Origin of the sequence: Rhodococcus sp. 14-2470-1b (assembly GCF_002259415.1) — a bacterium.
In the GTDB taxonomy this organism is placed as follows: domain Bacteria; phylum Actinomycetota; class Actinomycetes; order Mycobacteriales; family Mycobacteriaceae; genus Rhodococcoides.
Genome location: NZ_NPFY01000028.1, coordinates 147,487 through 172,918, shown reverse-complemented (window position 1 = coordinate 172,918; position 25,432 = coordinate 147,487). Strand labels below are relative to the sequence as shown.

The window sequence follows — 25,432 nt, the reverse complement described above, 5'->3', positions numbered from 1 at the left end:
CGTTCGGGCATCCATCCCTCGTCCGAGCGTCACGTTCTTGCCGTGACAACTGTCATGGGTGGTGCCGCGGTATCACCGCCGGACGGTAGATTCTGTTCCCATGACGCAGTTCACGGTCCGACGCTTTTTCGCAGTCACTGTTCTCACATCGATGCTCGGGTTGGCCGCCCTGATCGGAGCGACGGCCCCGGCCTCTGCGGAAGCGCCGTCGAGGCTTGCCGGCCAGATCACGGATTCGGTCGGGGCCCTCGACGAGTCGGAACTAGTGGACGTCCAGGCCGCGATCGACGATCTGTACAACTCGGCGCAACTACGGCTGTGGGTCACGTACGTCGCCGACTTCGATAACATGTCAGCCGAGCAATGGGCGCAGCAGACCTATCGGGCGAGCGACTTCGGGCAGCGCGACGTGCTGTTGGCCGTTGCCACCGTCGACCGGTCGTACTACCTCGCCGTCGACACGTCGTTGGATCGAATCACCACGAGCGAGCAGACGGACATTCGGACCGACGACGTCGAGCCCGCTCTGCGAGAACAGGATTGGTCCGGCGCAGCCATCGTTGCCGCAGGATCTCTCGGCGAAGCGTACGCGAGTTCCGGCAGCGGCGGGTCCAGTACACCGTGGCTGATCGGCGCAGGCGTCGTTGTCGTTGCCGGAGGCGGTGCCGTCGTCTACTCTTCGCGGCGCAACAAAGCACGCAGGCAAGCGGGAATCGACGCTGCACACAACATCGACCCCACCGACACCGCAGCACTGTCCGCTCTCCCCCTGGAGATACTCGACGCGAGAGCACACTCGATGCTCGTCGAAACCGACAACGCCGTCCGGTCGAGCGAGGAAGAGCTGGCTATCGCTCGCTCGGAATTCGGCGACACCACAGCCGCCCCGTTCATCACCGCGTTCGAGGGAGCGAAAAGGGCGCTCGCAACTGCGTTCGAGGTACGTCAACGCCTCGACGACGCCATCCCGGAAACACCGGAACAACGACGCTCGATGCTCATCCAGATCATCTCCTCGTGCGGCCGCGCCGATCACGAACTGGATTCGCGGGTCGCCGAGTTCGAGTCGATGCGAGACCTGCTGATCAACGCAGGTTCCAAGCTCGACTCGCTGACACAAGCCGTCGTCGAACTCACCGTCCGCGTACCCGAGTCCGATGCCGTTCTGAAGGCGCTGCACACCGAGTTCGCGGCGCCGGCGCTCGCCTCGATCTCGTCGAACATCACCATGGCACAGGAGGACATCGAACTGGCCGAGCGCAACATCGAGGTCGGCCGCGAGGCTGCGACGAAACCCGCAGGCCAACAGGGCGAGCTCGTGTCCGCGATCCGGACCGCGGAAAAAGCCGTCGACCAGGCTCGGGCACTGCTCGACGGAGTAGACCACGCGCAGAACGACATTCGCAACGCAATTGCCACGCTCCCCGCCGCGATCGAGGACGTTCGCCGCGACATCCAGAGCGCCGCCACGCTCGCCGAGCACGGTGGCCAGGAGCTTCAGAACGCACGCGCAGCGGCCGAGCAGGCACTCCGCATCGCCGAAGAATCCAAAGCGACCGATCCGCTCGGCAGCTTCACGCAACTCGTCGCTGCCGATCGACACCTCGATGCCGTCATCGCCGACGCCACCGAGGCGAAGACCCAGGACGATGTGCTCCGTTCACGACTGGCCCGCGACCTCGGCGGAGCACAATCCCAGATCACCGCAGCGAAGGACTACATCTCCACCCGACGCGGCGGCGTCGGCGCAGAAGCTCGTACGAGGCTCGCCGAAGCGGAACGGCACTTCGCAGCAGCTCGACAACTCGAATCCTCGGACCCGGCCAAAGCGATCCAGCACGCGCAGGCAGCAGCGCAACTGGCATCGAGAGCATCTCAGTCCGCCCAAGCCGACGTACGGGACTGGGAGAATCGCAACCGTCCACGAGGCGGCAGCAGCGGCGGCAACGTCGCCGGCGCTGTCCTCGGCGGCATCCTCATCAACAGCGTCCTCCGCGGCGGCGGAGGCGGTGGCTTCGGCGGTGGTGGTTTCGGAGGCGGAGGCTTCGGCGGGGGCGGTGGAGGCTTCGGTGGCGGAGGCGGTCGGTTCTAGCTCCCCTCCGGCTCACCCGCGCCTGACGCCCGCGCAGCGCACCGACGCACCGAGCGAAAGTGGCTTCCGGTCAGTCTGACTGATCGAGAGCCACTTTCGCTCCGGAAAGGGGTAGCGCTCAGCCCACTCAGGCGCCCAGTAGCCGGGCCGCGAGGTAGGCCTCGACTTGGTCGAGGGCGACGCGTTCCTGTGCCATGGTGTCGCGTTCGCGGATGGTGACGGCCTGGTCGTCGAGGGTGTCGAAGTCGACGGTGATGCAGAACGGCGTACCGATTTCGTCCTGACGACGGTAGCGGCGGCCGATGGCGCCGGCGTCGTCGAATTCGACGTTCCAGTAGGCGCGCAGCTGCTGTGCGAGGTCCTTGGCCTTCGGCGTCAGGTCGGCGTTGCGCGAGAGCGGCAGTACGGCGACCTTGACCGGTGCGAGGCGACGGTCGAGCTTGAGTACGACGCGCTTGTCGACGCCGCCCTTGGCGTTGGGAGCTTCGTCCTCGGTGTAGGCGTCGACGAGGAATGCCATGAGTGACCGTGTCAGGCCGGCTGCGGGCTCGATGACGTACGGCGTGTAACGGGTGTCCGTGGCCTGCTCATAGTAGCTGAGGTCCTGGCCCGACGCCTTGGAGTGGACCGACAGGTCGTAGTCGGTGCGGTTGGCGATGCCTTCGAGCTCGCCCCACTCGCTGCCCTGGAACTTGAAGCGGTACTCGATGTCGACGGTTCGCTTGGAGTAGTGCGAGAGCTTCTCCTGCGCGTGCTCGTAGAGACGCAGGTTCTCGGGGTCGATACCCAGGTCGGTGTACCACTTCATGCGGTAGTCGATCCAGTATTGGTGCCACTCGTCGTCCTCACCGGGCTTGACGAAGAATTCCATCTCCATCTGCTCGAACTCGCGGGTGCGGAAGATGAAGTTGCCGGGGGTGATCTCGTTGCGGAAGCTCTTGCCGATCTGCCCGATGCCGAACGGCGGCTTCTTACGGGAGGTGGTGAGCACGTTGGCGAAGTTGACGAAGATACCCTGCGCGGTTTCCGGACGCAGGTAGTGCAGGCCTTCTTCGTTGTCGACCGGTCCGAGGTAGGTCTTGAGCAGACCCGAGAATGCGCGGGGCTCGGTCCACTGGCCGGGGTCGCCGGTTTCGGGATCGCGGATGTCGGCGAGACCGTTCTCCGGTGGGCGTCCGTGCTTCTCTTCGTAGGCTTCGAGAAGGTGGTCTGCGCGGTAACGCTTGTGCGTGATGAGGGACTCGACCAGTGGATCGGAGAACGTCTCGACATGTCCCGACGCTTCCCACACCTCGCGCGGAAGGATCACCGAGGAGTCGAGGCCGACCGTGTCTTCGCGGCTGGTGACCATGTTGCGCCACCACTGCTTCTTGATGTTGTCCTTGAGCTCGACGCCGAGCGGACCGTAGTCCCACGCCGACTTGGTACCGCCGTAGATCTCACCGCACTGGTAGACGAGTCCTCGACGCTTGGCGAGGTTGGCGACGGTTTCGACTTTGGACTTGGGTGCCACTGGCGGAGCTCTCCATCTTGTGTCTTGCGAGAGGGACTTGTACAGGCGTCAAGACTATCGGTCGAGGGCCCCTTTCTCCGAACGCTCCCGTCCGCGTTTGACATGCGCACTCGTGCATATCAAAATGGAAGTGATTTGCATTAACGATCGCTGGACTACTGTGAAGCAGGTACGCGAGCCCTGAACACGAAGGAGAATCTGTTGGCAATCCTGGAGACGGACCCTTCGCACCTCGGCAACGATCAGCCTGCACACAGCCACTCCACCGAGGCCCACGTGCATGATCCGTTCGTATCCGCACCGCCTGCACCTGTTCCGGCCAAGGAGACGTTGACGGCTGCGGGTGACATCCTGCGCGCGTTGGCCGCACCCGTTCGCATCGCGATCGTGTTGCAACTTCGCGAGTCCGAGAGATGCGTCCACGAACTGGTGGGCGCCCTCGGAGTGACCCAACCGTTGATCAGTCAGCACCTACGCGTTCTGAAGGCCGCGGGTGTTGTGCAGGGTGAACGTAACGGACGCGAAGTGCTGTACCGACTGGTCGACGATCACCTGGCTCACATCGTCGTCGACGCCGTCGCCCACGCGGAGGAAGGCTGACATGCCCGAGAGCACGAGAACACGCAAGCCCGTCGCGGTCGGGATCCGAGCGACCAAGCAACGCAGCGCCATCTCGGACCTGTTGGACAACATCGAAGAGTTCCGGTCGGCGCAGGATCTGCACGACGAGCTACGCAAGCGCGGCGAAGGCATCGGGCTGACGACGGTGTATCGCACGCTTCAAGCTCTCGCCGACGCAGGCACCGTCGACGTCCTCCGGATCGACACCGGCGAATCCGTCTACCGGCGGTGCTCGGCCGGCCACCATCACCACCTGGTCTGTCGCGATTGCGGCTACACGGTCGAAGTCGAGGGCGTAGCAGTCGAGAAGTGGTCGCAGGCCGTCGCGGAGGACAACGGATTTTCCGACGTCAGCCACACGATCGAGATCTTCGGCACATGCAACGAGTGCAGGGCCAAGTAGGTCACGGAAGCAGGCCTTCGCGCGCTTTCTCCACGCCCCCGAGGACCAGTACCAGCATGGTCATCAGGGCTTCGTCGTCAAGGCCACTCGCCGGGAACGTGTAGCGCAGCAGGACATCCGCCGATTTCTCGTGGACATTGACCGAGATCGACCCGAACTGCGAGTCCGCGTTACGGTCCGCCACCTTCTTGTGCAGAGCGGCCTTGAGGGGCCGGTCCCATGCCAGTACTGCCGTCAGCGACAGCACTTCGAGACCGGGCGACAGTGCCACCGAGCGGAGAGAACACAGGGCACCGGCGTAGTCGAAGCCGAGCGAGCCTTCTTCCCCTACCACCACCGTCGCGAACTGCGACAGCGCCAGTTCTGCACGCGACTGCAGGGTGGTGGGCTCACTCATACTTCACTCCTCCGAATCGACGGTCCCTGGACGCGTACTCGATGCACGCTTCCCAGAGGTCCCGGCGATCGAAATCCGGAAACAGTTTTTTCTGAAAGACGAACTCCGCGTATGCGGACTGCCAGATGAGGAAGTTGGACGTGCGCTGCTCCCCCGACGGACGCAGGAACAGATCGACGTCCGGCATGTCTGCTTCGTCGAGGTACTTGGCGACGGTGGCTTCGGTGATCTTCTCGGGATCGAGTTTCCCCGCCGCCACCTGACGCGCGATTTCTCTTGTCGCGTCGGCAATTTCGGCGCGACCACCATAATTGACGCACATCGTCAGCGTCATGACGGTGTTCTTCTTCGTCAGTTCCTCGGCGACTTCCAGTTCCTTGATGACGCTGCGCCACAGACGAGGCCGTCGCCCGGCCCACCGAACACGAACACCCATCTCGTTCATCTCGTCACGGCGACGTCGGATGACGTCGCGATTGAAGCCCATGAGGAACTTCACCTCGTCCGGGCTGCGCTTCCAGTTCTCGGTCGAGAAGGCGTAGGCCGACAGCCACTTGACTCCGATGTCGATGCATCCGCAGACGGTGTCCATGAGCACGGCCTCACCGCGCTCGTGCCCTGCGGTTCGTGGCATTCCTCGGTCCTGTGCCCACCGGCCGTTGCCGTCCATGACGAGGGCGACGTGACGCGGAATCAGTTCGGGCTGAATGATCGGAGGCGTGGCTCCCGACGGGTGTGGATCAGGGGGCCGAATCGCCCTGTCACCGTCAGACTGACTGCGCGGTTCGCGTCGGAGAATCACGGTCTTCATCCTGCCCGACGCCTGTTGCTCCAACCTCACCAGGCCCGATCTGATGCGGTGCTGTGCGTTCGACGAGCGGCAACGTCCGCAGTTGGCGCTCCAGATGCCACTGAAGATGAGCGGCAACCAGCCCGCTGGCTTGGGACCGGACGGCCGTCGACGTCGTTTCCGTGTAGTCCCATTCACCGCGTTCGAGGGCGACCATCAGGTCCATGACACCGGTCATGGGCGTCGCCGAACCCGGAGGCCTGCAGTGCACGCACACAGACCCACCTGCCGCGACATGAAATGCTCGGTGCGGCCCTGGGGCTGCACACCGCGCGCATTCGGTCAACGACGGCGCCCAGCCGGAGAAGCCCATGGCGCGGAGCAGGAACGCGTCGAGAATCAATTCAGGAGGACGAGATCGGTCGGCGAGCGCACGCAGCGCGCCGACGGTCAGCTGGTGCAGTCGCTTCGCCGGTGCGTGTTCTTCACCGGCCAGCCGCTCCGCGGTCTCGAGGATTGCGCAGCCGGTGGTGTAGCAGCCGTAGTCGCTGACGATGTCCCCACCGAACGCGTTGACGGTGTGCACCTGGGTGACGATGTCCAGATTTCGACCCGGATGCAGAAGGAGATCGACGTGCGCGAAGGGTTCGAGCCGAGCGCCGAACTTCGACTTCGTGCGGCGTACACCCTTCGCGACAGCCCGGACGATGCCGTTGTCACGAGTCAGGAGCGTGACAATACGGTCGGCTTCGCCCAGCTTGTGCTGGCGCAGCACGACTGCGTTGTCCCGGTACAGCCTCACGTTCTCCAGTGTCCCACGTCGCGGGGGTAGCGCACCTTCGCCACTCGGACTTCTAAAAGCCCAGTTTGCCCATCTGCTTCGGGTCGGTCTGCCAGTCCTTGGCAATTTTGACGTGCAGGTCGAGGTAGATCCTCGTGCCGAGAAGCTTTTCGATCTGCAGCCTCGATGCGGTGCCGACCTCTTTCAATCTCGACCCGCCTTTGCCGATGATGATGGCTTTCTGGCTAGGGCGTTCGACGTAGAGGATCGCGTGGACGTCGAGCATGTTGTCGTGGCCCTCGCGAGGGGTGACCTCGTCGATCACCACGGCGAGCGAGTGCGGGAGTTCGTCGCGAACGCCTTCCAGAGCGGCTTCGCGGATGAGTTCGGCCATCAGGACGTCTTCGGGCTCGTCGGTGAGTTCGCCGTCCGGGTAGAAGGCGGGGCCCTCCGGGAGCTCCGACGCGAACAGGTCGACGAGCTTCTCCACCTGCTCACCCGACGCGGCGGAGACCGGGATGACGTGACTGTCCTCGCCGAGGAGCTTGGAGAGCGCCATCAACTGCTGTACGACGCGTTCTTTCTTGACCTTGTCGATCTTGGTGACGATGCCGATCAACGTGGTCCTGGGCGCGATGTGACGTACCTGTTCGAGGATCCAGCGGTCGCCGGGTCCGATCTTCTCGTCCGCGGGGATGCACAGCCCGATGATGTCGACCTCGGAGTAGGTCTCCTGAACCAGGTCGTTCAGACGCTGCCCCAGAAGCGTCCTGGGCCGGTGGAGTCCGGGTGTGTCGACGAGGATCAGCTGCGCGTGCTCGCGGTGCACGATTCCGCGAATGGTGTGCCGTGTCGTCTGCGGCCGGGACGAGGTGATCGCGATCTTGGAGCCGACGAGCGCGTTGGTAAGCGTCGACTTGCCGGTGTTCGGCCGTCCGACGAAACAGATGAATCCCGATCGAAACTCGGTGCCTGCGTCGGTCATTCTTCGTCTCCCAGCTCTTCCCGCCGTCTGTGGCTGGGATTGTCGTCGTCTGCCGTGTCGTATTCGTCGTCCTCGTCGGGAGCAGGCACTCGTTCCACCAGAACGGTCGTGATGCGTACTCGCCCACGTGGGTCTGCACCGCCTTCTCCGATCAGGATCAAGCCGTGTGTTTCGACGCGTGAACCGGGTAGCGGCACGCGGCCGAGCTCGTAGCCGAGCAGTCCACCGATGGTGTCCACGTCCTCCGACTCGATCTCGATGTCGAACAGCTCGCCGACGTCCTCCAGTGTGACGCGGGCGGACACACGATAGGTGCCGTTCTCCAGGTCCTCGATGGGAGCGACCTCGGCGGAATCGTATTCGTCGGCGATCTCGCCGACGATTTCCTCCAGCACGTCCTCGATGGTCACCAGCCCTGCGATGCCGCCGTATTCGTCGACCAGTAGGGCCATGTGGTTTCGATCGCGCTGCATTTCGGCCAGCAGGCTGTCCAACGCCTTCGAATCCGGCACGAACACCGCGGGTCGCATCAGTTCGTCGACCTTGACCCCTCGGCCGCCGTCTGTGGAGTAGTACGTCCGTTGGACGAGGTCCTTGAGGTAGACCACGCCGACGACGTCGTCGACGTTCTCACCGATCACCGGGATGCGGGAGTGTCCGCTGCGCACTGCGAGGGATGTGGCTTGGCCTGCCGACTTGTCGGATTCGATCCACACCATCTCCGGCCGGGGCACCATGATTTCGCGCGCGGAGGTGTCCCCGAGTTCGAACACCGACTGGATCATCCGACGCTCGTCGTCGGCGACGACTCCGCGTTCGCGGGCCATGTCCACCAGCTCACGAAGCTCGATTTCCGATGCGAACGGGCCGTTGCGGAAACCCCGTCCGGGAGTGATGGCATTTCCGATGAGGATGAGAAGACGGCTGATCGGGCCGAGTATCCAGCCGAGAGCTCGAAGCGGAAACGCGGCGGACAATGCGATGGAGTACGCGTGCTGCCTACCGAGCGTTCGCGGGCCGACACCCACCGCGACGTAGCTGACCAGCACCATGACGACGGCGGTGACCGTCAGAGCGAGTGTTTCCGACAGCAGGTCCATCATGCCGCCGACGAGAAGTACGGTGGCCGCGATCTCGCACAGAATGCGCAGCAGAACCGTCAGGTTGACGTAGCGTGGCCGGTCCGCGACCACCTCGAGCAATCCGATTGCACCGGGCCGCTCGTCCTTGGCCATGTCCTCGATCCGTGCCCGCGACACGGTGTTGAGGGCCGAGTCGACGGCAGCGAAGACACCTGCGACGGGCACCAGCACCACAGCGGAAACGATGAGTGCGGGTGCACTGCTCACAGGTTCTCGTCCCTGGAGAACCCGGTCTTACCCAGCAGTCGTGCGTCACGAGCCGCTTGGATCTCGGCTTCCTCTGTGCGGCGAAGATCCTCGTACCACTCTTCGAGGATGCGATTCTGGAGACCGAACATCTCCTTCTCCTCGTCCGGCTCGGCATGGTCGTATCCGAGCAGGTGCAGCACACCGTGCACCGTGAGAAGCGCCAGCTCGTGTTCCAGTGGGTGCCCGGCTGCGGCTGCCTGATCGGCGGCGAAAGACGGACACAGCACGATGTCGCCCAGCATCGACGGCCCAGGCTCGGGGGCGTCTGGACGACCACCCGGCTCCAGCTCGTCCATGGGAAACGACATCACGTCCGTCGGACCCGGCAGATCCATCCACCGCATGTGAAGATCGGCCATGGTCGCCGAGTCCACCAACACCATCGACAGCTCGGCGGCAGGGTGGACGTCCATACTCGCGATCGCGAACCTCGCCACGCTCACCAGTTCCGGCTCGGAGACATCCATCCCCGATTCGTTGGACACCTCGATACTCATCTACCGCTCATTCTCTGTCGATTCTCCGCTCGGGCAGCCATGAGTCTAACGGCGTGCGGCACGTGCCCCGCCCGAGCGTCGCTGCGCACGGTTACCGATCGAGTCGTTGCCCTCGCGAGAGGACTCGAAGCGCTCGTACGCGTCGACGATGTCGGACACCAGCCGGTGTCGAACGACGTCACTGCTGGTCAACTGCGCGAAGTGGATATCGTCGACCTCGGTCAGGATTTCGCTCGCGGCGCGGAGACCCGATCGGGCTCCACCGGGAAGGTCGACCTGGGTGATATCCCCGGTGACCACGATCTTGGATCCGAATCCCAGCCTCGTCAGGAACATCTTCATCTGCTCGGCAGTGGTGTTCTGGGCCTCGTCGAGGATGATGAAGGCGTCGTTCAGAGTCCGGCCACGCATGTACGCGAGCGGTGCGACCTCGATGACCCCCGCCTGCATCAGCTTCGGGATGGCTTCGACGTCCATCATGTCGTGCAACGCGTCGTGCAGCGGACGCAGATACGGATCGATCTTCTCGTGCAACGTGCCGGGAAGGAATCCGAGACGCTCGCCGGCCTCCACTGCCGGCCTGGTCAGGATGATCCGACTGACCTGCTTGGCCTGCAGAGCCTGGACGGCCTTCGCCATGGCGAGGTAGGTCTTGCCGGTTCCCGCAGGCCCGATGCCGAACACGATGGTGTTGGCGTCGATGGCGTCGACGTACCGCTTCTGGTTGAGGGTCTTCGGCCGAATCGTCTTGCCTCGGCGCGAGAGGATGTCCAAGCTCAAGACCTCCGCCGGCGACTCGGAGACGCCCTCGGTGAGCATCGCCACCGTGCGCCGGACCGCGTCGGGAGTCAGAGGTTGGGCACGCTTGACGACGGCCGCCAGCTCGGAGATCACGCGTTCCGCCAGCGCGACGTCCGCGACCTTTCCGCTGAGCGTCACCGCGTTACCGCGCACGTGGATGTCCGCGCTCAGCATCTGCTCGAGTGTGCGTAAGTTCTCGTCCGACGGTCCCAGCAGCGGCGGAACCGCTTCTGGTGCCAATTCCATACTCGACCGAACCTGGCGTTCGGCAGGAAGATCGCTGTGTTCACTCACGTGGTGGCTATGGCCTGCTTCCGGTTGTCTGGTCTCGAACTCGGCTGTTGGAAGTTTAACGCTCCTGGATGTGAGCGCATTCCAATTACTCCACCCGCCGCATCACTCCAATACGGCGGCGAGAGAATGCTTCCAACATCGGCTGCCGGGCTGGAGGAATGCGAAATGATCCTCGCCGTCGACGACGGTCGAGGTCACGTGGTCTCCGGCCGCGCGCGCCGCCTGTGCGTACTCTTCGCTCTGCGACACCGAGACCTGTACGTCCTCGGCGCCGTGGATGCAGTGCACGGGAATGCCGGTCGGTACGCGACAAAGCGGCGACGCCGCACGGTAGGTCTCCGGCGCGTCGTCGTAGTCGACGCCGAAGAGCGCCCGGATCGGCTCGTACGAGGCGCGTGACACGAGGTCGAGCACACCCGCTTGCGACACCACCCGCGACGGACGAAGTGCGGTGTCCCTCTCCCCCGCGAGCCAGACCGCGAGGTGTCCCCCGGCCGAGTGGCCCAGTAGACGCACGTCGGCGAGATTCAGCTTACGCGGTGAATTGTCCTGCACCACAGTGGCGATCGCGTCGACGGCCGACGCCACGTCTCCGCTTGTCTCGGGCCAGAGCCCTCCGGCACCCACACGTCGGTACTCGATGTTCCACGCGGCGTACCCGGCTCGTGCGCATTCGACGGCGTACTGCGTTCCCAGGTTGAGCGCGTACTGCCCGCTCCAGAAGCCGCCGTGGATGACCACGACGACCGAAAGCGGTTCCGTCGCATCGCCTTCGGGCAGATACAGATGTCCGAACTGCTGGGGGTGGTCACCGTAGGCGATGGTGGTTCGCTTCATGTCGGGGATCCGAAGTCGAGGGGCGCTTGCTTCCATCTGTCGGTGAGTGCACCGATCGCACCCAACGCAACCGCTGCCGCCGTCGACGTCCGTAACACCGTGGGCCCCAGCATGACCGGAGTCGCCCCGACTTCCGTCAGCCGAGCGATCTCCTTGTCGTCGATGCCGCCCTCCGGCCCGACGATCAACAGGACCTCCTGGACCGTTCGGAACGGGAGCGACGAGAACTCGGCGGTGGCCGCCTCGTGCAGCATCGCGACCACCCCGCCTCGATCGACCACGTCGCGCACCAGGGAGACCACGCCGGCGGTGTCCTGCACGTCGCTCACCGACGGGACGAACGGTCGCCTGGACTGCTTCGACGCCGCGGCTGCGACACCTCGCCATCGCGCGACGCCTTTGACTGCCTTCGGTCCGTCCCAGCGCGCAACGCAGCGCGCGGACTGCCACGGGTGAATCGAATCGATACCCGCTTCGGTGGCCAGTTCGACGGCCAACTCCGAGCGCTCTGCTTTGGGAAGCGCCTGGACCAGGCCGACGGTCGGTGTCGGTGGCGTCGCATCGGATCGGGCGTTCACCGCCAGCTCGAGACGGTTCTTCTCCGCAGCCGTCACGACCGTGTCGGCGAGGCCGCCTCTACCGTCGGACAGCAGTATCCGTTCGCCGACGCGGATACGTCGGACCGTGGCGGCGTGGTGGCCTTCCTTACCGTCCAGCACGGCGACGCCACCGACCTCGGGCAGCGGATCGAGATAGAAGACGGTAGCCGCCATCGTCAGCGACCGCTGAACGCTTCCCGCAACCGCGAGAACAACCCACCGCTGTGCTGAGATCCGGTAGTGACGACCTCGGCGGCGTCGCGGTCACGCAACCGCTTGAGGTCCTCGAGCACCTGTGTCTGCTTGCTGTCCAGGCGGGAGGGCACGACGACTTCCAGGTGCGCGTGGAGGTCGCCGCGGACGCCCGAACGGAGCTTCGGCATTCCGTGTCCGCGCAGAACCGCGACCGACCCCGGCTGGGTGCCTTGGTCGACCGTGATCTCGGTCGGTCCGTCGATGATGGCGTCCACGGACACCGATGTTCCGAGTGCTGCGTCCACCATCGGGACACGGATGGTGCAGTGCAGGTCGTCGCCGTCACGAACGAACACCTCGTGCGGCTGCTCGACGATCTCGACGTACAGATCACCGGCAGGGCCACCACCCGGTCCGACCTCGCCCTGCGACGCGAGGCGGATACGCATTCCGTTGCTGACGCCGACGGGCACCTTCACCGAGATCTCACGACGCGAACGCACCCTGCCGTCACCCGCGCACTTACGGCACGGGTCGGGAATGGTCTCGCCGGCTCCGCGGCACGTGGGGCACGGGCGCGACGTCATGACCTGGCCGAGGAACGAGCGCTGCACCGACTGGACCTCACCGGCACCGCCACACGTCTCGCAGCGCACCGGCTTGGAATCTCCGTTGGTGCCGGAACCGGTACACACGTCGCAGAGAATCGCCGTGTCGACGGTGATGTGCTTGGTGACACCGGTGGCGCATTCGTCGAGCGTCAGCTTCGTGCGCAGCAGCGAGTCGGCACCGGGCTGAACACGGCCGCGAGGACCACGTCCGCCTCCCTGACCCCCACCGCCGAAGAACGCCTCGAAGACGTCGCCGAGACCTCCGCCGAAGCCCGCGCCGCCGAAGCCACCGCCTCCGCCGCCGCCCTGCTGCAACGGATCGCCGCCGAGGTCGACGATGCGGCGCTTCTCCGGGTCGGACAGCACCTCGTACGCGGTCGAGATGTCCTTGAACCGAGCCTGGGCAGCCTCGTCCGGGTTCACGTCGGGGTGGAGCTCACGCGCCAACTTGCGGTACGCGCGCTTGATCTCCTGGTCGGTGGCCTTCTGACCGACCCCGAGTGTTCCGTAATAGTCCCGTGCCACGTGAGTCTCTTTCTTCGAATCTGTTCTTGGTTGATCGAGCCGATGCAGTCGAGCTGGAGGTGCTCAGCGTTCTGCGAGCACTTCTCCGATGTATCTCGCAACGGCCGCAACCGATGCGATTGTTCCTGGATAGTCCATCCGCGTGGGCCCCAGCACACCCATGCCACCGAGCACCATGCCAGCCGAACCGTATCCAGTGGAAATCACCGAGGTGCCGCGCATCTCCTCGACCTGGGTTTCCTCGCCGATCCGGACGGTGACCGTGCGCGTGTCCTGCGTCACGGCAAGAAGCTTGAGCACCACGACCTGTTCCTCGAGCGCTTCGAGGACACCGCGTAAGGAGCCGGGGAAGCCTGCGTCGCCCGCGAAGTCCGCCGCGTTGCGCGTCAGATTCGCGGTTCCGCCGAGGACCAACCGTTCCTCGGGATGTTCGACGAGCGATTCGATCAGAACAGTTGCCGACCGGATGATGGCGTCGCGAAGGGATGCGGGCGAGTTCTCCGCGAGCTCGGCGACGGCAGCCGACGCCGCAGCCAGCCGCTTGCCTTCCATCGCGCCACCGAGCAGGCGACGCAGTTGCGCCAGCTCGTCGTCGTCGATGACGTCTCCGAGTTCCACGATCCGCTGATCGACGCGACCCGAGTCCGTGATGAGCACCATCAGCAGTCGAGCCGGCGTCAGCGCCACGATCTCGAGATGACGAACCGAGGACACCGACAGCGTCGGGTACTGCACGACCGCCACCTGACGAGTCAGCTGGGCCAGCAGCCGCACACCGCGTCGCAACACGTCGTCGAGGTCGACGCCGTTCTCGAGAAACTCCAGAATCGCCCGGCGCTCGGCGGACGACAGCGGTTTGACGTCCGCGATGCGGTCCACGAACTGCCGGTACCCCTTGTCGGTGGGGACACGACCGGAGCTGGTGTGCGGCTGCGCGATGTAGCCCTCGGCCTCGAGCACCGCCATATCGTTACGGACGGTCGCGCTCGACACGCCCAGGTTGTGACGCTCCACCAACGCCCGGGAGCCGACCGGTTCCTGAGTGGAGACGTAATCCGCGACGATTGCACGCAGAACTTCGAATCGCCTGTCCTCGGTGCTCGACACGTTCCCCCCTTCGGTTCGTTCGGTCACGCGGTTGTCAACAGTCTGAGTCTAGTAGCCGCCACGAACACGAGCCGTCCAAGGCCTTACTGTGGTGCGGTGACCTACTCGACCTCGACGACGTTCACCGCATGATCTTCAAGGGCGTACGCGACGGGAAGCCGTACCCGGAGCACGGTCTCTCCCTGCGGGACTGGTCCAAGATCCCGCCACGGCAGCTGCGACTGGACGAGATCGTCACCACGACGAAGGTGCTCGAGCTCGATCGGCTTCTGTCCGAGGACTCCACCTTCTACGGAGACCTGTTCCCCCACGCCGTCCACTATCGCGGCGTGGTCTACCTCGAGGACGGCTTGCATCGCGCAGTACGCGCCGCGCTACGAAACCGGACGGTTCTACACGCCCGAGTCTTCGACTACGACGTCCTCGGCGCCTGACGGTCCCCACCACGACCGGTCAGGCCGCGATGGTCCTGACGACGGCGTCGGCGAGCAGGCGCCCACGGTCGGTCAGCACATAGTTGCCGTCACCGAAAGTCATCAGGCCGTCGGCAACGACCTGGGCCGCTGCCCGGCGTTCGGCGTCGCTCAGCACGTCGGCGGGTAACCCGGTGCGCAACCGAATCTTCAACATCAGATCCTCGAGGTGACGATCCTCTGTCGTCAGCCGTTCGCTGCCCGCGATCGGCAGCGCGCCGGACGCCAGATCGTCCGCATATCGGGCAGGGTGCTTGACGTTCCAGAAGCGCGTGCCGCCGATGTGGCTGTGTGCACCGGGTCCGGCGCCCCACCAGTCACCGCCGTTCCAGTAGCCGATGTTGTGCTTGCACTCGGCGTCGGCGCCGGTTGCCCAGTTGGACACCTCGTACCAGTGCAGGCCTGCAGCGTCGAGCACGGCATCGATCCGCTCGTAGCGACTGGCGAGAACATCGTCGTCGGGCATCGGGAGTTCTCCGCGACGCACCTTGCGAGCCATCGCCGTACCGTCCTCGACGATCAACGCGTACGCGGACACGTGGTCGACGCCTGCGTCGAGCACTGCGGCCAACGACGCGTCGAGGTCCTCGTCCCTCTCCCCCGGTGTTCCGTAGATGAGGTCCAGGTTCACGTGCTCGAAGCCTGCCTCGCGCGCCTCCTTCGCAGCGGCCACAGCCCGGCCGGGCGTGTGCGTGCGATCCAGGACGGCCAGCACGTGCTGTGCGGCGGACTGCATGCCGAGTGAAACTCGGGTGAATCCTGCGGCACGAAGTTGCTCGAAGAACTGTGGAGACGTCGATTCCGGGTTCGATTCCGTCGTGACCTCGGCACCCTGAGTCAGTCCGACGCTCGCGCGCACGGCGGCCAGCACGTCGGAAAGACCGGCTCCGCCGAGAAGAGACGGCGTGCCACCACCGACGAACACGGTGTCGGCCGTCGGGACGTGTCCGAGGCGCGCGTCGATCAATGCGGCCGCAGCGTCGAGCTCGCGCCGCAGGCCGTCCATCCAGGACTCGGGAGATGCGGAGGTGCCCAGTTCACCGGCTGTGTAGGTGTTGAAATCGCAGTACCCGCACCGCGTCGCACAGAACGGGACGTGGACGTAGATTCCGAACGGCCGCTGTCCGATTCCGTCGAACGCCTCGTCGGGCAGGGCGAGTGGGACGGGCGGGGTAGCGAGCAGGTTCACCGCTCCAGTGTCCCAGAAGTCGAACACACCGATTCACCTCGCAGGCTCGCAGCCACGTGTCGTAGGCGCGAAGCAAGTTTCCGGCCCTCTGCCTGCCTATTTACCCAAAATCGTGGGTAAATAGGCCTGCCGCGGTCGGACCAGCGGGAATGACGTGGCACAATGGTCCGCGTGACTGACTCTGGGATCCCGCTCGTGGCGCGTCGCCACGTCGATCTCAAGCGTGTGTGCAGTTCATCGTGTCCTTGTTGTCGAGTCTGCAGCTGAGCTCTACGCCGGCCAGCTCGACCGATCTCCACGCACGAAGTCAGAACGATCCGTCCGGATGCGCGCCCGCGGTGAGAACCAGCCCTCTCCCTGCAGCGGCCCGGAAGCCGATAGAGCCAGGAGCACACCGATGTCGTCGACAACCGACGCGGCCACGTCCGCCGCCTCGTCCACGCCTGCTGGCGTAGCCCCGAGGGAGCGCACCGCCAGGCCGACCAAGCGCCGAGCCGAAGGACAGTGGGCGCTCGGTTACCGCGAACCTCTCAACGCCAACGAGCAATCCAAGAAGGACGACAACCCGCTCAACGTCCGCGCTCGTATCGAGAACATCTATTCGAAGCAGGGTTTCGACAGCATCGACAAGGGCGACCTACGCGGCCGGTTTCGCTGGTGGGGTCTCTACACCCAGCGCGAACAGGGCTACGACGGCACGTTCACCGGTGACGAGAACATCGACCTGCTCGAAGCCAAGTACTTCATGATGCGCATCCGTTGCGACGCGGGTGCGCTGAACCTCGAACAGTTCCGCACCCTCGCCGGAATCTCCCAGGAGTTCGCCCGTGACACGGCCGATCTGTCGGATCGCGAGAACGTCCAATATCACTGGATCGAGGTCGAGAACGTCCCCGAGATCTGGCGTCGTATCGAGGCCGTCGGGCTGAAGACCACCGAGGCGTGCGGCGACTGCCCGCGTGTCGTGCTCGGGTCTCCCCTCGCCGGTGAAGCTGTGGACGAGGTGCTCGATCCCACGTCGGCTATCGACGAAATCGTCGAGCGCTACATCGGCAAGCCCGAGTACTCGAACCTTCCGCGCAAGTTCAAGACGGCGATCTCCGGCCTGCAGGACGTGGTGCACGAGATCAACGACTGCGCCTTCATCGGTGTGAATCACCCCGAGCACGGACCGGGTCTGGACCTGTGGGTCGGCGGCGGACTGTCGACCAACCCCATGTTGGCCCAGCGCGTCGGCGTCTGGGTGCCCCTCGAAGACGTGCCGGACGTGTGGGAAGGCGTCGTCTCGATCTTCCGCGACTACGGATATCGCCGTCTGCGCACCAAGGCTCGTCTGAAGTTCCTGATCAAGGATTGGGGCATCGAGAAGTTCCGTCAGGTCCTCGAGGACGAGTACCTGCACCGCAAGCTGATCGACGGCCCGGCGCCCGAGAAGCCGTCCCGCCCCCGCGATCACGTCGGCATCCAGAAACTGAAGAACGGACTCAACGCCGTCGGCGTCGCGCCGATCGCCGGCCGCATCTCCGGCACCATCATGGCCAAGGTCGCCGACGCCGCCGAGAAGGCCGGATCGGATCGTCTGCGGTTCACTCCGTATCAGAAACTGATCGTCCTCGACGTCCCCGACGACAAGCTCGAGCAGCTCATCTCGGACCTCGACGCGCTCGGACTGCCTGCCCGTCCGTCGCACTGGCGCAAGAACCTGATGGCCTGCAGCGGAATCGAGTTCTGCAAGTTGTCCTTCGCTGAAACTCGAAAGCGCTCACAGGTTCTCGTTCCCGATCTGGAAGCACGACTCGAGGACATCAACGCACAGCTCGACGTACCCGTCACCATCAACATCAACGGCTGCCCCAACTCGTGCGCGCGCTCCCAGATCGCCGACATCGGATTCAAGGGAATGCTCGTCGACGACGGTGCAGGGAATCAGGTCGAGGGATTCCAGGTTCATCTAGGAGGCAGCCTCGGCCTGGACAGTGCGTTCGGCCGGAAGCTGCGCCAGCACAAGGTGAACAGCACCGAACTCGGTGACTACATCGAGCGAGTGGTGCGGAATTTCGTGAAGCACAGAGGCGAAGGCGAACGGTTCGCTCAATGGGCCGTGCGAGCAGACGAGGCGGATTTGCGATGACTACCAGACTGGACCTGTCGGTCGATCAGCTGAAATCGATCGCCGAGCGAGGCGCGAGGGAGTTGGACGGCGCCAATGCCGTCGAACTGCTCGAGTGGACCGAACGAGAGTTCGGCAACGACTACATCGTGGCGTCCAACATGCAGGATGCCGTTCTCGTTCACCTCGCCGCGCAGGTACACCCGAACGTCGACGTGTTGTTCCTCGACACCGGCTACCACTTCGCGGAAACCATCGGCACGCGCGACGCGGTGGAAGCCGTGTACGGGGTGAACGTCATCAACGCACGCGCCGAGCAGACTGTTGCCGAACAGGATTCGACCGAAGGCAAGGACCTGTTCGCGCGCGAACCCAACCGATGCTGCGCACTGCGCAAGGTCGCACCGTTGCGCAAGGAGCTCGCCAACTACAGCGCCTGGGTCACCGGTATCCGACGCGTGGAGGCACCGACCCGCGCCAACGCTCCCCTCGTCTCGTTCGACGACGCATTCGGCCTGGTGAAGATCAACCCGATCGCCGCGTGGTCCGACGACGACATGCAGCGCTACATCGACGAACACTCCATCCTCGTCAATCCACTCGTCGACGAGGGATATCCATCGATCGGGTGCGCGCCGTGCACCGTCAAACCTGCCCCCGGCGCCGATCCGCGTAGCGGTCGGTGGGCCGGCAAGGCCAAGACCGAATGTGGGTTGCACGCCTCATGACCGTGAACACAGCAACGGATCGCCCCCGAGTCGACAGCGCGCGCTTCGACACTCTCGACGCACTCGAGTCCGAGGCAATCCACATCTTCCGCGAGGTCGCAGGCGAATTCGAACGCCCGGTGATCCTGTTCTCCGGCGGTAAGGACTCCACGGTCCTGCTGCACCTGGCGATCAAGGCCTTCTGGCCCGCACCGCTTCCGTTCGCGCTTCTCCACGTGGACACCGGGCACAATCTGCAGGAGGTGCTGGACTTCCGTGACTACGTCGTCGCGAAGTACAACCTGCGCCTGCACGTCGCGAAGGTCGAGGACTACCTCGCCGACGGCCGCCTCACCGAGCGTCCCGACGGCATTCGCAACCCCTTGCAGACCGTTCCCCTGCTCGACGCCATCTCGGAGAACCGCTTCGATGCGGTCTTCGGTGGTGCGCGCCGCGACGAAGAGCGCGCCCGCGCCAAGGAACGGATCTTCTCGCTGCGCAACGCATTCGGCCAGTGGGACCCGAAGAAGCAGCGCCCCGAGTTGTGGAACCTTTACAACGGCAAGCACTCCCCCGGTGAGCAGGTCCGTGTCTTCCCCCTCAGCAACTTCACCGAGCTCGACATCTGGCGCTACATTGCGCGGGACAACGTCGAATTGGCGAGCATCTACTACGCCCATCAGCGCCCGGTCTATCAGCGCGACGGCATGTGGATGACCCCGGGCGTGTGGGGCGGTCCGACGGACGCCGAAGAGCTGCAGACACTGTCGGTGCGCTACCGCACCGTGGGCGACGGATCCACCACGGGCGCCGTCCTGTCCGACGCCGCGGACAACGAGGCCATCCTCGCCGAGGTCGCCGCATCCCGCCTCACCGAACGTGGCGCCACCCGAGGCGACGACCGCGTCTCCGAGGCAGCCATGGAAGACCGCAAGCGCGAAGGATACTTCTGAGCATGTCCACATCTGGTTCGCAGCTTCTTCGCCTCGCCACCGCCGGTAGCGTCGACGACGGTAAATCGACACTCGTCGGACGGTTGCTGTACGACACCAAATCGGTGCTGGCAGACCAGATCGACGCCGTCACCCGGGCGTCGGTCGATCGTGGCCTGAGCACACCCGACCTGTCGCTACTGGTGGACGGCCTCCGAGCCGAACGCGAGCAAGGCATCACGATCGACGTCGCCTACCGCTACTTCGCAACGCCTGCACGGTCTTTCGTGCTCGCCGACACTCCCGGTCACGTCCAGTACACGCGTAACACGGTGTCCGGTGCGTCGACGGCGCAGTTGGTGATCCTGCTGGTCGACGCCCGCAAAGGTGTCATCACGCAGACTCGTCGTCACGCTGCTGTTCTGGCGCTCCTCGGTGTGCCGAAGCTGGTACTCGCGGTCAACAAGATCGACCTCGTCGAGGATCCCGCACAGGTGTTCGCGGACATCTCGGCCGAGTTCAACTCGCTGACATCCTCACTCGGGTGGGCGTCGGAGGACGTCGTCGAGATTCCGGTGTCCGCGCTGCACGGTGACAACGTCGCGGTTAGGTCGACGAACACGCCGTACTACGACGGTCCCACGCTCATCGAGCACCTCGAATCCGTTCCCGTCGACGCCGAGCCCCATCGAGTCGGCCTGCGGTTCCCGGTGCAGTACGTCATCCGTCCGCGGACAGCCGACTACCCCGATTACCGCGGTTACGCGGGCCAGGTCGCGGCGGGAGCCGTCGCCCCCGGGGACGAGGTGATCGTGTTGCCCTCCGGAACCCGTACCACCGTCGAGCGAATCCACACTGCCGACGGAGAACTCGATTCCGCACACGCAGGGCGCAGCGTCACGCTGATCCTTGCCGACGACGTCGACGTCTCCCGAGGCGACACCATCGTTTCGCCGCAGGACGCTCCCGAGCCGATCGGCGAGTTCGACGCCACCGTCTGCTGGCTCGCCGAGAAGCCGCTGCGTCCCGGTGCCCGCCTGCTGCTCAAGCACGGTACCCGTACGACCCAAGCCATCGTCGGCACACTCGTCGAGAAGTTCGACGAGCAAAACCTCACAGCCGAGCCTTCACCGGAATCGTTGGAACTGAACGACATCGGACGCATCTCGGTGCGTGTCGCAGAGCCGATCGTCGCCGACGACTATGCCGTCAACCGGCACACGGGAAGTTTTCTGCTCATCGATCCCTCCGGCGGCAACACTCTTGCTGCCGGCCTCGTCGGCGACGCCCTGTCCGCAGTCGAGCTGGGGGAATCGGTACCGGCCTGACATGAGTGTTCTGATCGCCGTGGCCCACGGCAGTCGCGATCCGCGTTCGGCGGAAACCGTTGCTGCTGTGGTCCACGGCGTTCGACTGCGCCGCCCGGACTTGGACGTACGGGTGGCATATCTCGATCTGACCGAGCCTGCTGTCGGTACCGTCATCGGCGAGGTGGCGGCCGAGGGACATTCGTCCGCGGTCGTGGTTCCCCTCCTCCTCGGCAGCGCATTCCATGCGCGGGTCGATCTCCCGGGCATTCTCGACGCGGCACGCGTCCGATACCCGTGGATGACGTTCACCCAGGCCGATGTCCTCGGTGACGATTCGCGGTTGGTCGACGTGCTCCGCGCACGCGTTATGGACACCGGCGTCGATCGATACGATCCCGACGTCGCCGTTGCCCTCGCCGCTGTCGGATCCTCGGACTCGCTTGCGAATCGACGTACTCGGGCTCTCGCGTCACGTCTTCTCGTCGGCACCGAATGGTCCGGTGCTCAGGTGTGCTTCGCGACCGGGGTCGAATCTCCGCCTGCCGACGCCGTCGCGCGGCTGACGGCGTCGGGGCCCCGCCGAGTCGTCGTAGCCCCGTGGTTTCTCGCGCCGGGCCTGCTCACCGACAGAGTGTTCGGTGCGTTCGACAACTCGGCCCCTCGTGCCGATGTGCTCGGTGACCACCCGCTCGTCGCAGACGTGGTGTCGTCCAGGTTCGACGAGGCGCCGAGGTATCAACCGAGGATCGACGAATCCTCCACCGTCCGCCGGTAGGTGTACAGCGTCGTGACGGCACACACGACAGTTGCAGCGATCAGGACCTGAGGGCCGGTGATGGCCAGGCTCATGAGTCCGCCGACGAGAGCACCGAGACTGAACGCCGCATAGAGCAGGAAGTATTCGAGCCAATCCTTGGCCGATCCACCGCTGATGTGACGCTCGATTCCCTGCCCCATCTTCACCAGAGTGCCCGTGACGTAACTCAGCGGGATCGACACCTCCCCGTTCTTGACGAACGAGGTGTTGAGCGCGCCCATCGCGAAGGAGATGAACAAGATCGGCACGAACTGTACCTGTGGTGCACTCCATCCGCTCATCACGACGTCGACCACAGAGGCGATTGCCAAAGCGATGGTCGTGAGAACCGTTGCGCCGTGGGGATGATCGCGCCACACGTGGCGCCGACACAGTGACGCGATCACGACGCCCGCGACGAACGTCAGGATCAACAGGATTGCAGCGGCGGCCATTGCGTTATCGCCCCGGAAGAATCCGACCGCGCCGCGCTCGGTGTTCCCGGTCATGAACGTCACGAAGTAGCCACCGGTATTGGTGAAGGCTGCGGCGCCGACCAGTCCGGCTAGACCGGCGAGTACCCAAGACAGTCGGGCGTGAGAGCTGAACATGTCTCGCATGTACCCCGACGGTAGCGAAGCGCATGCCGAGGTTCTTCGTGGAATTCGTCACTGCCGGAACACGTATGCGACCAGATCACCTCGAAATGCGGAATACACGAGCAACCGTTACCGTGTGGCCGCGAGCCGCAATCGCACGGTCGAGCAACCGAACATCACCGCTGCTGGTTGCTAGTGGCGCTCTCCAGCGGATCCGTCTGGACTGCATTTCCCGTCGGGGCGATCTCCGGAATCCTCGTCGCTCTGACGTACACGGTCTCTCCGGGGCTGAGCTGGAGCGCCTCGCTGTCACCGCGGGTGATCTGCGCAGCGAACAGTTCGCCGGTGGCTGCGTTCTCGAGCTCGACCTTCACCTCGAATCCCAAGTGGACGACACGCTGGACGACCGCGCGTGTCACGCCCGCGGATTCGGCGGTGCCGGTCTCCTGAGCGAGAGCCAACGACGGGTCCCGTCCCACGCGGATGTCGTGCGGGCGAACGAGTTGGCCGTTGAGCTTGGCTACCTGTCCGAGGAACGACATGACGAAATCGTTGCCGGGACGGTCGTAGAGATCCTCGGGCGAACCCACTTGTTCGATGCGTCCCTTGTTGAGCACGGCGATCCGGTCCGCGACGTCGAGCGCCTCTTCCTGATCGTGTGTGACGAGGACAGTGGTCACGTGCACCTCGTCGTGCAGCCGCCGCAGCCACGTGCGCAGATCTTCACGGACCTTGGCGTCGAGAGCACCGAAGGGCTCGTCGAGAAGCAGGACCTGAGGGTCGACCGCGAGGGCACGCGCCAACGCCATTCGCTGACGCTGTCCTCCGGACAACTGTGCAGGGAACCGAGTCTGGAAACCCGACAGTCCGACGATCTCGAGCAGGTCGTCGACTTTGCGTTTGATCTCCTCCTTGGGGCGCTTCCGGATCTTCAGACCGAACGCGACGTTGTCGCGGACGCTGAGATGTTTGAACGCGGCGTAATGCTGGAACACGAAACCGATCTCGCGCTTCTGAGGGCTGATCCACGTCACGTCCTGGCCGGCCAGAATCACTTGCCCGGAGTCCAGCTGTTCCAGACCGGCAATCGATCTCAGGAGCGTCGATTTACCCGAACCACTCGGTCCGAGCAGCGCGGTCAACGAACCCTTGGGTATGTCGATGCTGACATTGTCGAGAGCTGCGAAGTCGCCGTAGTTCTTGTTGGCGCCGACGACGGAGATCTCGATCTCGTCCGACTTCTGTGCGGTCATTACTTCGTCCTCTTCTTGTCGAGGGCTGTCATCAGAAGCAGCACGATGACGGCGATGGCCATGAGGAGCGTCGATGCCGCGTACGCGCCCTGCTGATTGAAGTCCTCGTATCGCGAATTGACCAGGAGGGTCAGGGTCTGCGAGACGCCGGGAAGGTTGGTCGAGACCATGATGACCGCACCGAACTCACCGAGAGATCGAGCGACGGTCAGCACGATCCCGTACGTCAGTCCCCAGCGGATAGCGGGCAAGGTGATGCGCCAGAAGGTCTGCAACGACGACGCTCCCAGCGTCGAGGCGGCCTCTTCCTGTTCCTCACCGATCTCGTAGAGAACGGGTTCGACCTCGCGCACGACGAACGGAAGCGTCACGAAGATCGTCGCGATGATCATTCCGGGCAGCGCGAAGATGATCTTGAAGCCGAGGCTTTCGATCCCACCGAACCAACCGTTGGCACCCCACAACAGAATCAACGCGACGCCGGTGACGATCGGAGAGACCGCGAACGGCAGGTCGACGACGGCTTCGACGATCCCCTTGCCGCGGAACCGTCCTCGGACCAGCGCCAAGGCGGTGATGACACCGAATACCACGTTGATCGGTACGACGATGGTGACGATCAGCAGCGACAGTTGCAGTGCGGACTGCGCCGCAGGCGTGGTGATCAGCCCCCAGAACTCGAGAAACCCGTTCTCGAAGGTGCGGTACAGAATGGCGCCGAGCGGAAACAGGACGAGCGCAGCTAGATACAGCAACGCTATCGACCGCAGGGACAGTTTGACCGGTAGTCCGATCTTCATCGAATCTGCTCCTCTCGGCGCGCGAGCCGATTACCCACCACACGCAGAACGAACAGCACGATGAACGCCAGCGCCAGCAACACGACGGAGATAGCTGCCGCATCGACGGGTTGGTCGTACTCGATCAGTTCACGGATGTACTGCGACGCGATCTGGGTATCCCCGGGAATGTTGCCACCGATCAGCACGACGGATCCGAACTCGCCGATCGCGCGAGCGAAGGCGAGTCCGGTTCCACTGAGAATCGATGGAAGAAGGACCGGAAGGATGATCGACCGAAAGATCGTCCAGTTGTTCGCCCCCAGCGAGGCCGCGGCTTCCTCGACCTCGCGGTCGAGCTCGATCAGGACGGGCTGAACTGCTCGCACGACGAACGGAAGGGTAACGAACAGCAACGCGACGACCACCGCGGGCTTGGTGGCGTTGAACACCAAGCCTACCGGGCTCGCCGGGCCGTACAGAGACAGCAGCACCAGGCTGGCCACGATGGTCGGCAGCGCGAACGGAAGGTCGATCAGCGCGTTCACGAAGCGCTTGCCCGGAAACTCGTCACGAACGAGAACCCACGCGATGAGCGTGCCGAACACCAGGTTGATGACGGCGGCCGCCGCCGAGACCTCCAACGTGACCTTGAACGTCGCGATCGCTCGAGGTTCGGTGACCGCGTCCCAGAAGCCGGCGAGGCCGTCGTCGAACGATTTGACGGTGAGCGCAGCGAGCGGCAGGAGCACGATGATGCTGAGCCACAGCACCGCGACGCCGAGGCCGAACGGCCCGACGGACCCGGGACCTCGAAACTTTCTTCCCTTACGTTGCGACATGTC

26 protein-coding genes are annotated in these 25,432 nt (G+C 64.5%); 9 read left to right on the top strand and 17 right to left on the bottom strand.

Translation table 11 applies throughout. The features are described from left to right. Positions 1 to 100: 100 nt before the first annotated feature. The gene (locus CH293_RS20930; RefSeq protein ID WP_094721375.1) at positions 101 to 2,092 is read left to right on the top strand and encodes a TPM domain-containing protein; all 1,992 of its coding nucleotides are present in this window, start codon (positions 101 to 103) and stop codon (positions 2,090 to 2,092) included. A 127-nt stretch (positions 2,093 to 2,219) separates the two neighbouring features. Here the strand turns inward: CH293_RS20930 and CH293_RS20925 are convergent, their stop codons facing one another. Beyond that, a complete protein-coding gene (locus CH293_RS20925) occupies positions 2,220 to 3,605 on the bottom strand; it encodes a glycine--tRNA ligase (protein ID WP_019667482.1) in 1,386 nt (461 codons plus the stop codon). Between the two features lie 276 nt (positions 3,606 to 3,881). Between CH293_RS20925 and CH293_RS20920 the strand changes: the two genes are divergently transcribed. Both CH293_RS20920 and CH293_RS20915 read left to right on the top strand, forming a co-directional pair. Continuing rightward, positions 3,882 to 4,205 (top strand): metalloregulator ArsR/SmtB family transcription factor, encoded by a 324-nt coding sequence (locus CH293_RS20920; protein ID WP_170947470.1) that lies wholly within the window; start codon positions 3,882 to 3,884, stop codon positions 4,203 to 4,205. Between the two features lies 1 nt (position 4,206). Continuing rightward, on the top strand, positions 4,207 to 4,629 hold the full coding sequence (locus CH293_RS20915) for a Fur family transcriptional regulator (RefSeq protein ID WP_094721373.1): 423 nt from the start codon (positions 4,207 to 4,209) through the stop codon (positions 4,627 to 4,629). A 1-nt stretch (position 4,630) separates the two neighbouring features. On the opposite strand, the gene CH293_RS20910 is transcribed toward CH293_RS20915, so the two are convergent. The 11 genes from CH293_RS20910 to hrcA all read right to left on the bottom strand — a co-directional run bounded on the left by CH293_RS20910 (position 4,631) and on the right by hrcA (position 14,439). Beyond that, positions 4,631 to 5,026, bottom strand: a complete 396-nt coding sequence (locus CH293_RS20910) for a hypothetical protein (protein WP_019667485.1) — start codon at positions 5,024 to 5,026, stop codon at positions 4,631 to 4,633. Beyond that, positions 5,019 to 5,837, bottom strand: coding sequence for an isoprenyl transferase (locus CH293_RS20905; RefSeq protein WP_019667486.1), 819 nt, complete (start codon positions 5,835 to 5,837; stop codon positions 5,019 to 5,021). Before CH293_RS20905 ends, CH293_RS20910 begins: the two co-directional genes overlap by 8 nt. Beyond that, the gene (gene recO / locus CH293_RS20900; protein WP_080732902.1) at positions 5,794 to 6,618 is read right to left on the bottom strand and encodes a DNA repair protein RecO; all 825 of its coding nucleotides are present in this window, start codon (positions 6,616 to 6,618) and stop codon (positions 5,794 to 5,796) included. Before recO ends, CH293_RS20905 begins: the two co-directional genes overlap by 44 nt. Before the next feature lie 52 nt (positions 6,619 to 6,670). After that, positions 6,671 to 7,582, bottom strand: a complete 912-nt coding sequence (era, locus tag CH293_RS20895) for a GTPase Era (protein ID WP_020111631.1) — start codon at positions 7,580 to 7,582, stop codon at positions 6,671 to 6,673. Then, positions 7,579 to 8,931 carry a hemolysin family protein gene (locus CH293_RS20890; protein ID WP_094721372.1) on the bottom strand — a complete coding sequence of 451 codons (1,353 nt, stop codon included), beginning with the start codon at positions 8,929 to 8,931 and terminating at the stop codon, positions 7,579 to 7,581. Before CH293_RS20890 ends, era begins: the two co-directional genes overlap by 4 nt. Next, positions 8,928 to 9,470: an rRNA maturation RNase YbeY gene (ybeY, locus tag CH293_RS20885; RefSeq protein WP_019667490.1), complete on the bottom strand. Its 543-nt coding sequence runs from the start codon at positions 9,468 to 9,470 to the stop codon at positions 8,928 to 8,930. The genes CH293_RS20890 and ybeY overlap by 4 nt, the downstream gene beginning before the upstream one ends. A gap of 45 nt (positions 9,471 to 9,515) precedes the next feature. Further along, on the bottom strand, positions 9,516 to 10,517 hold the full coding sequence (locus CH293_RS20880; RefSeq protein WP_241483684.1) for a PhoH family protein: 1,002 nt from the start codon (positions 10,515 to 10,517) through the stop codon (positions 9,516 to 9,518). A gap of 150 nt (positions 10,518 to 10,667) precedes the next feature. Continuing rightward, positions 10,668 to 11,402: a S9 family peptidase gene (locus CH293_RS20875; protein WP_037107437.1), complete on the bottom strand. Its 735-nt coding sequence runs from the start codon at positions 11,400 to 11,402 to the stop codon at positions 10,668 to 10,670. Beyond that, the gene (locus tag CH293_RS20870) at positions 11,399 to 12,175 is read right to left on the bottom strand and encodes a 16S rRNA (uracil(1498)-N(3))-methyltransferase (protein ID WP_094721371.1); all 777 of its coding nucleotides are present in this window, start codon (positions 12,173 to 12,175) and stop codon (positions 11,399 to 11,401) included. Before CH293_RS20870 ends, CH293_RS20875 begins: the two co-directional genes overlap by 4 nt. A gap of 2 nt (positions 12,176 to 12,177) precedes the next feature. Next, positions 12,178 to 13,332 carry a molecular chaperone DnaJ gene (dnaJ, locus tag CH293_RS20865; protein ID WP_019667494.1) on the bottom strand — a complete coding sequence of 385 codons (1,155 nt, stop codon included), beginning with the start codon at positions 13,330 to 13,332 and terminating at the stop codon, positions 12,178 to 12,180. Positions 13,333 to 13,395: 63 nt separating this feature from the next. Further along, positions 13,396 to 14,439, bottom strand: coding sequence for a heat-inducible transcriptional repressor HrcA (gene hrcA / locus CH293_RS20860; protein ID WP_026348199.1), 1,044 nt, complete (start codon positions 14,437 to 14,439; stop codon positions 13,396 to 13,398). Between the two features lie 128 nt (positions 14,440 to 14,567). Between hrcA and CH293_RS20855 the strand changes: the two genes are divergently transcribed. After that, positions 14,568 to 14,873, top strand: a complete 306-nt coding sequence (locus CH293_RS20855) for a type II toxin-antitoxin system VapB family antitoxin (protein ID WP_037107431.1) — start codon at positions 14,568 to 14,570, stop codon at positions 14,871 to 14,873. Positions 14,874 to 14,892: 19 nt separating this feature from the next. Here CH293_RS20855 and hemW read toward each other — a convergent pair whose 3' ends face one another. Continuing rightward, a complete protein-coding gene (gene hemW / locus CH293_RS20850) occupies positions 14,893 to 16,101 on the bottom strand; it encodes a radical SAM family heme chaperone HemW (protein ID WP_094721424.1) in 1,209 nt (402 codons plus the stop codon). Positions 16,102 to 16,498: 397 nt separating this feature from the next. Between hemW and CH293_RS20845 the strand changes: the two genes are divergently transcribed. Genes CH293_RS20845 through CH293_RS20825 form a run of 5 tightly spaced genes read left to right on the top strand, consistent with a single transcriptional unit; the run spans position 16,499 to position 21,935 of the window. Beyond that, positions 16,499 to 18,232, top strand: coding sequence for a nitrite/sulfite reductase (locus CH293_RS20845; RefSeq protein ID WP_094721370.1), 1,734 nt, complete (start codon positions 16,499 to 16,501; stop codon positions 18,230 to 18,232). Beyond that, the gene (locus CH293_RS20840) at positions 18,229 to 18,939 is read left to right on the top strand and encodes a phosphoadenylyl-sulfate reductase (protein ID WP_037107426.1); all 711 of its coding nucleotides are present in this window, start codon (positions 18,229 to 18,231) and stop codon (positions 18,937 to 18,939) included. Before CH293_RS20845 ends, CH293_RS20840 begins: the two co-directional genes overlap by 4 nt. Further along, positions 18,936 to 19,871 (top strand): sulfate adenylyltransferase subunit CysD, encoded by a 936-nt coding sequence (gene cysD, locus CH293_RS20835; RefSeq protein ID WP_037107423.1) that lies wholly within the window; start codon positions 18,936 to 18,938, stop codon positions 19,869 to 19,871. Before CH293_RS20840 ends, cysD begins: the two co-directional genes overlap by 4 nt. 2 nt (positions 19,872 to 19,873) lie before the next feature. Further along, positions 19,874 to 21,178, top strand: a complete 1,305-nt coding sequence (locus tag CH293_RS20830; protein ID WP_094721369.1) for a sulfate adenylyltransferase subunit 1 — start codon at positions 19,874 to 19,876, stop codon at positions 21,176 to 21,178. Between the two features lies 1 nt (position 21,179). Continuing rightward, positions 21,180 to 21,935 (top strand): sirohydrochlorin chelatase, encoded by a 756-nt coding sequence (locus CH293_RS20825; RefSeq protein ID WP_094721368.1) that lies wholly within the window; start codon positions 21,180 to 21,182, stop codon positions 21,933 to 21,935. Here the strand turns inward: CH293_RS20825 and CH293_RS20820 are convergent. The 4 genes from CH293_RS20820 to cysT form a co-directional block, all read right to left on the bottom strand. Continuing rightward, positions 21,896 to 22,576, bottom strand: coding sequence for a YoaK family protein (locus CH293_RS20820; RefSeq protein WP_255122936.1), 681 nt, complete (start codon positions 22,574 to 22,576; stop codon positions 21,896 to 21,898). The two genes, CH293_RS20825 and CH293_RS20820, sit on opposite strands and share 40 nt — an antisense overlap. Before the next feature lie 155 nt (positions 22,577 to 22,731). Next, positions 22,732 to 23,808, bottom strand: a complete 1,077-nt coding sequence (locus CH293_RS20815) for a sulfate/molybdate ABC transporter ATP-binding protein (protein WP_037107416.1) — start codon at positions 23,806 to 23,808, stop codon at positions 22,732 to 22,734. Next, entirely contained in the window at positions 23,808 to 24,608 is an 801-nt protein-coding gene (gene cysW / locus CH293_RS20810; RefSeq protein ID WP_094721367.1) for a sulfate ABC transporter permease subunit CysW, read from the bottom strand. Before cysW ends, CH293_RS20815 begins: the two co-directional genes overlap by 1 nt. Further along, a complete protein-coding gene (gene cysT, locus CH293_RS20805; protein WP_052059197.1) occupies positions 24,605 to 25,429 on the bottom strand; it encodes a sulfate ABC transporter permease subunit CysT in 825 nt (274 codons plus the stop codon). The genes cysW and cysT overlap by 4 nt, the downstream gene beginning before the upstream one ends. Between the last annotated feature and the right edge of the window lie 3 nt (positions 25,430 to 25,432).

Bases quoted from the DNA above. Each gene is read 5' to 3' on its own strand.
- CH293_RS20930 (WP_094721375.1), top strand. From the start codon at position 101: ATGACGCAGTTCACGGTCCGACGCTTTTTCGCAGTCACTGTTCTCACA.
- CH293_RS20915 (WP_094721373.1), top strand. From the start codon at position 4,207: ATGCCCGAGAGCACGAGAACACGCAAGCCCGTCGCGGTCGGGATCCGA.
- CH293_RS20910 (WP_019667485.1), bottom strand. From the start codon at position 5,026: ATGAGTGAGCCCACCACCCTGCAGTCGCGTGCAGAACTGGCGCTGTCG.
- CH293_RS20905 (WP_019667486.1), bottom strand. From the start codon at position 5,837: ATGAAGACCGTGATTCTCCGACGCGAACCGCGCAGTCAGTCTGACGGT.
- era (WP_020111631.1), bottom strand. From the start codon at position 7,582: ATGACCGACGCAGGCACCGAGTTTCGATCGGGATTCATCTGTTTCGTC.
- ybeY (WP_019667490.1), bottom strand. From the start codon at position 9,470: ATGAGTATCGAGGTGTCCAACGAATCGGGGATGGATGTCTCCGAGCCG.
- CH293_RS20880 (WP_241483684.1), bottom strand. From the start codon at position 10,517: ATGGAATTGGCACCAGAAGCGGTTCCGCCGCTGCTGGGACCGTCGGAC.
- CH293_RS20875 (WP_037107437.1), bottom strand. From the start codon at position 11,402: ATGAAGCGAACCACCATCGCCTACGGTGACCACCCCCAGCAGTTCGGA.
- CH293_RS20870 (WP_094721371.1), bottom strand. From the start codon at position 12,175: ATGGCGGCTACCGTCTTCTATCTCGATCCGCTGCCCGAGGTCGGTGGC.
- CH293_RS20855 (WP_037107431.1), top strand. From the start codon at position 14,568: ATGATCTTCAAGGGCGTACGCGACGGGAAGCCGTACCCGGAGCACGGT.
- CH293_RS20845 (WP_094721370.1), top strand. From the start codon at position 16,499: ATGTCGTCGACAACCGACGCGGCCACGTCCGCCGCCTCGTCCACGCCT.
- CH293_RS20840 (WP_037107426.1), top strand. From the start codon at position 18,229: ATGACTACCAGACTGGACCTGTCGGTCGATCAGCTGAAATCGATCGCC.
- cysD (WP_037107423.1), top strand. From the start codon at position 18,936: ATGACCGTGAACACAGCAACGGATCGCCCCCGAGTCGACAGCGCGCGC.
- CH293_RS20830 (WP_094721369.1), top strand. From the start codon at position 19,874: ATGTCCACATCTGGTTCGCAGCTTCTTCGCCTCGCCACCGCCGGTAGC.
- CH293_RS20825 (WP_094721368.1), top strand. From the start codon at position 21,180: ATGAGTGTTCTGATCGCCGTGGCCCACGGCAGTCGCGATCCGCGTTCG.
- CH293_RS20820 (WP_255122936.1), bottom strand. From the start codon at position 22,576: ATGCGAGACATGTTCAGCTCTCACGCCCGACTGTCTTGGGTACTCGCC.
- CH293_RS20815 (WP_037107416.1), bottom strand. From the start codon at position 23,808: ATGACCGCACAGAAGTCGGACGAGATCGAGATCTCCGTCGTCGGCGCC.
- cysW (WP_094721367.1), bottom strand. From the start codon at position 24,608: ATGAAGATCGGACTACCGGTCAAACTGTCCCTGCGGTCGATAGCGTTG.
- cysT (WP_052059197.1), bottom strand. From the start codon at position 25,429: ATGTCGCAACGTAAGGGAAGAAAGTTTCGAGGTCCCGGGTCCGTCGGG.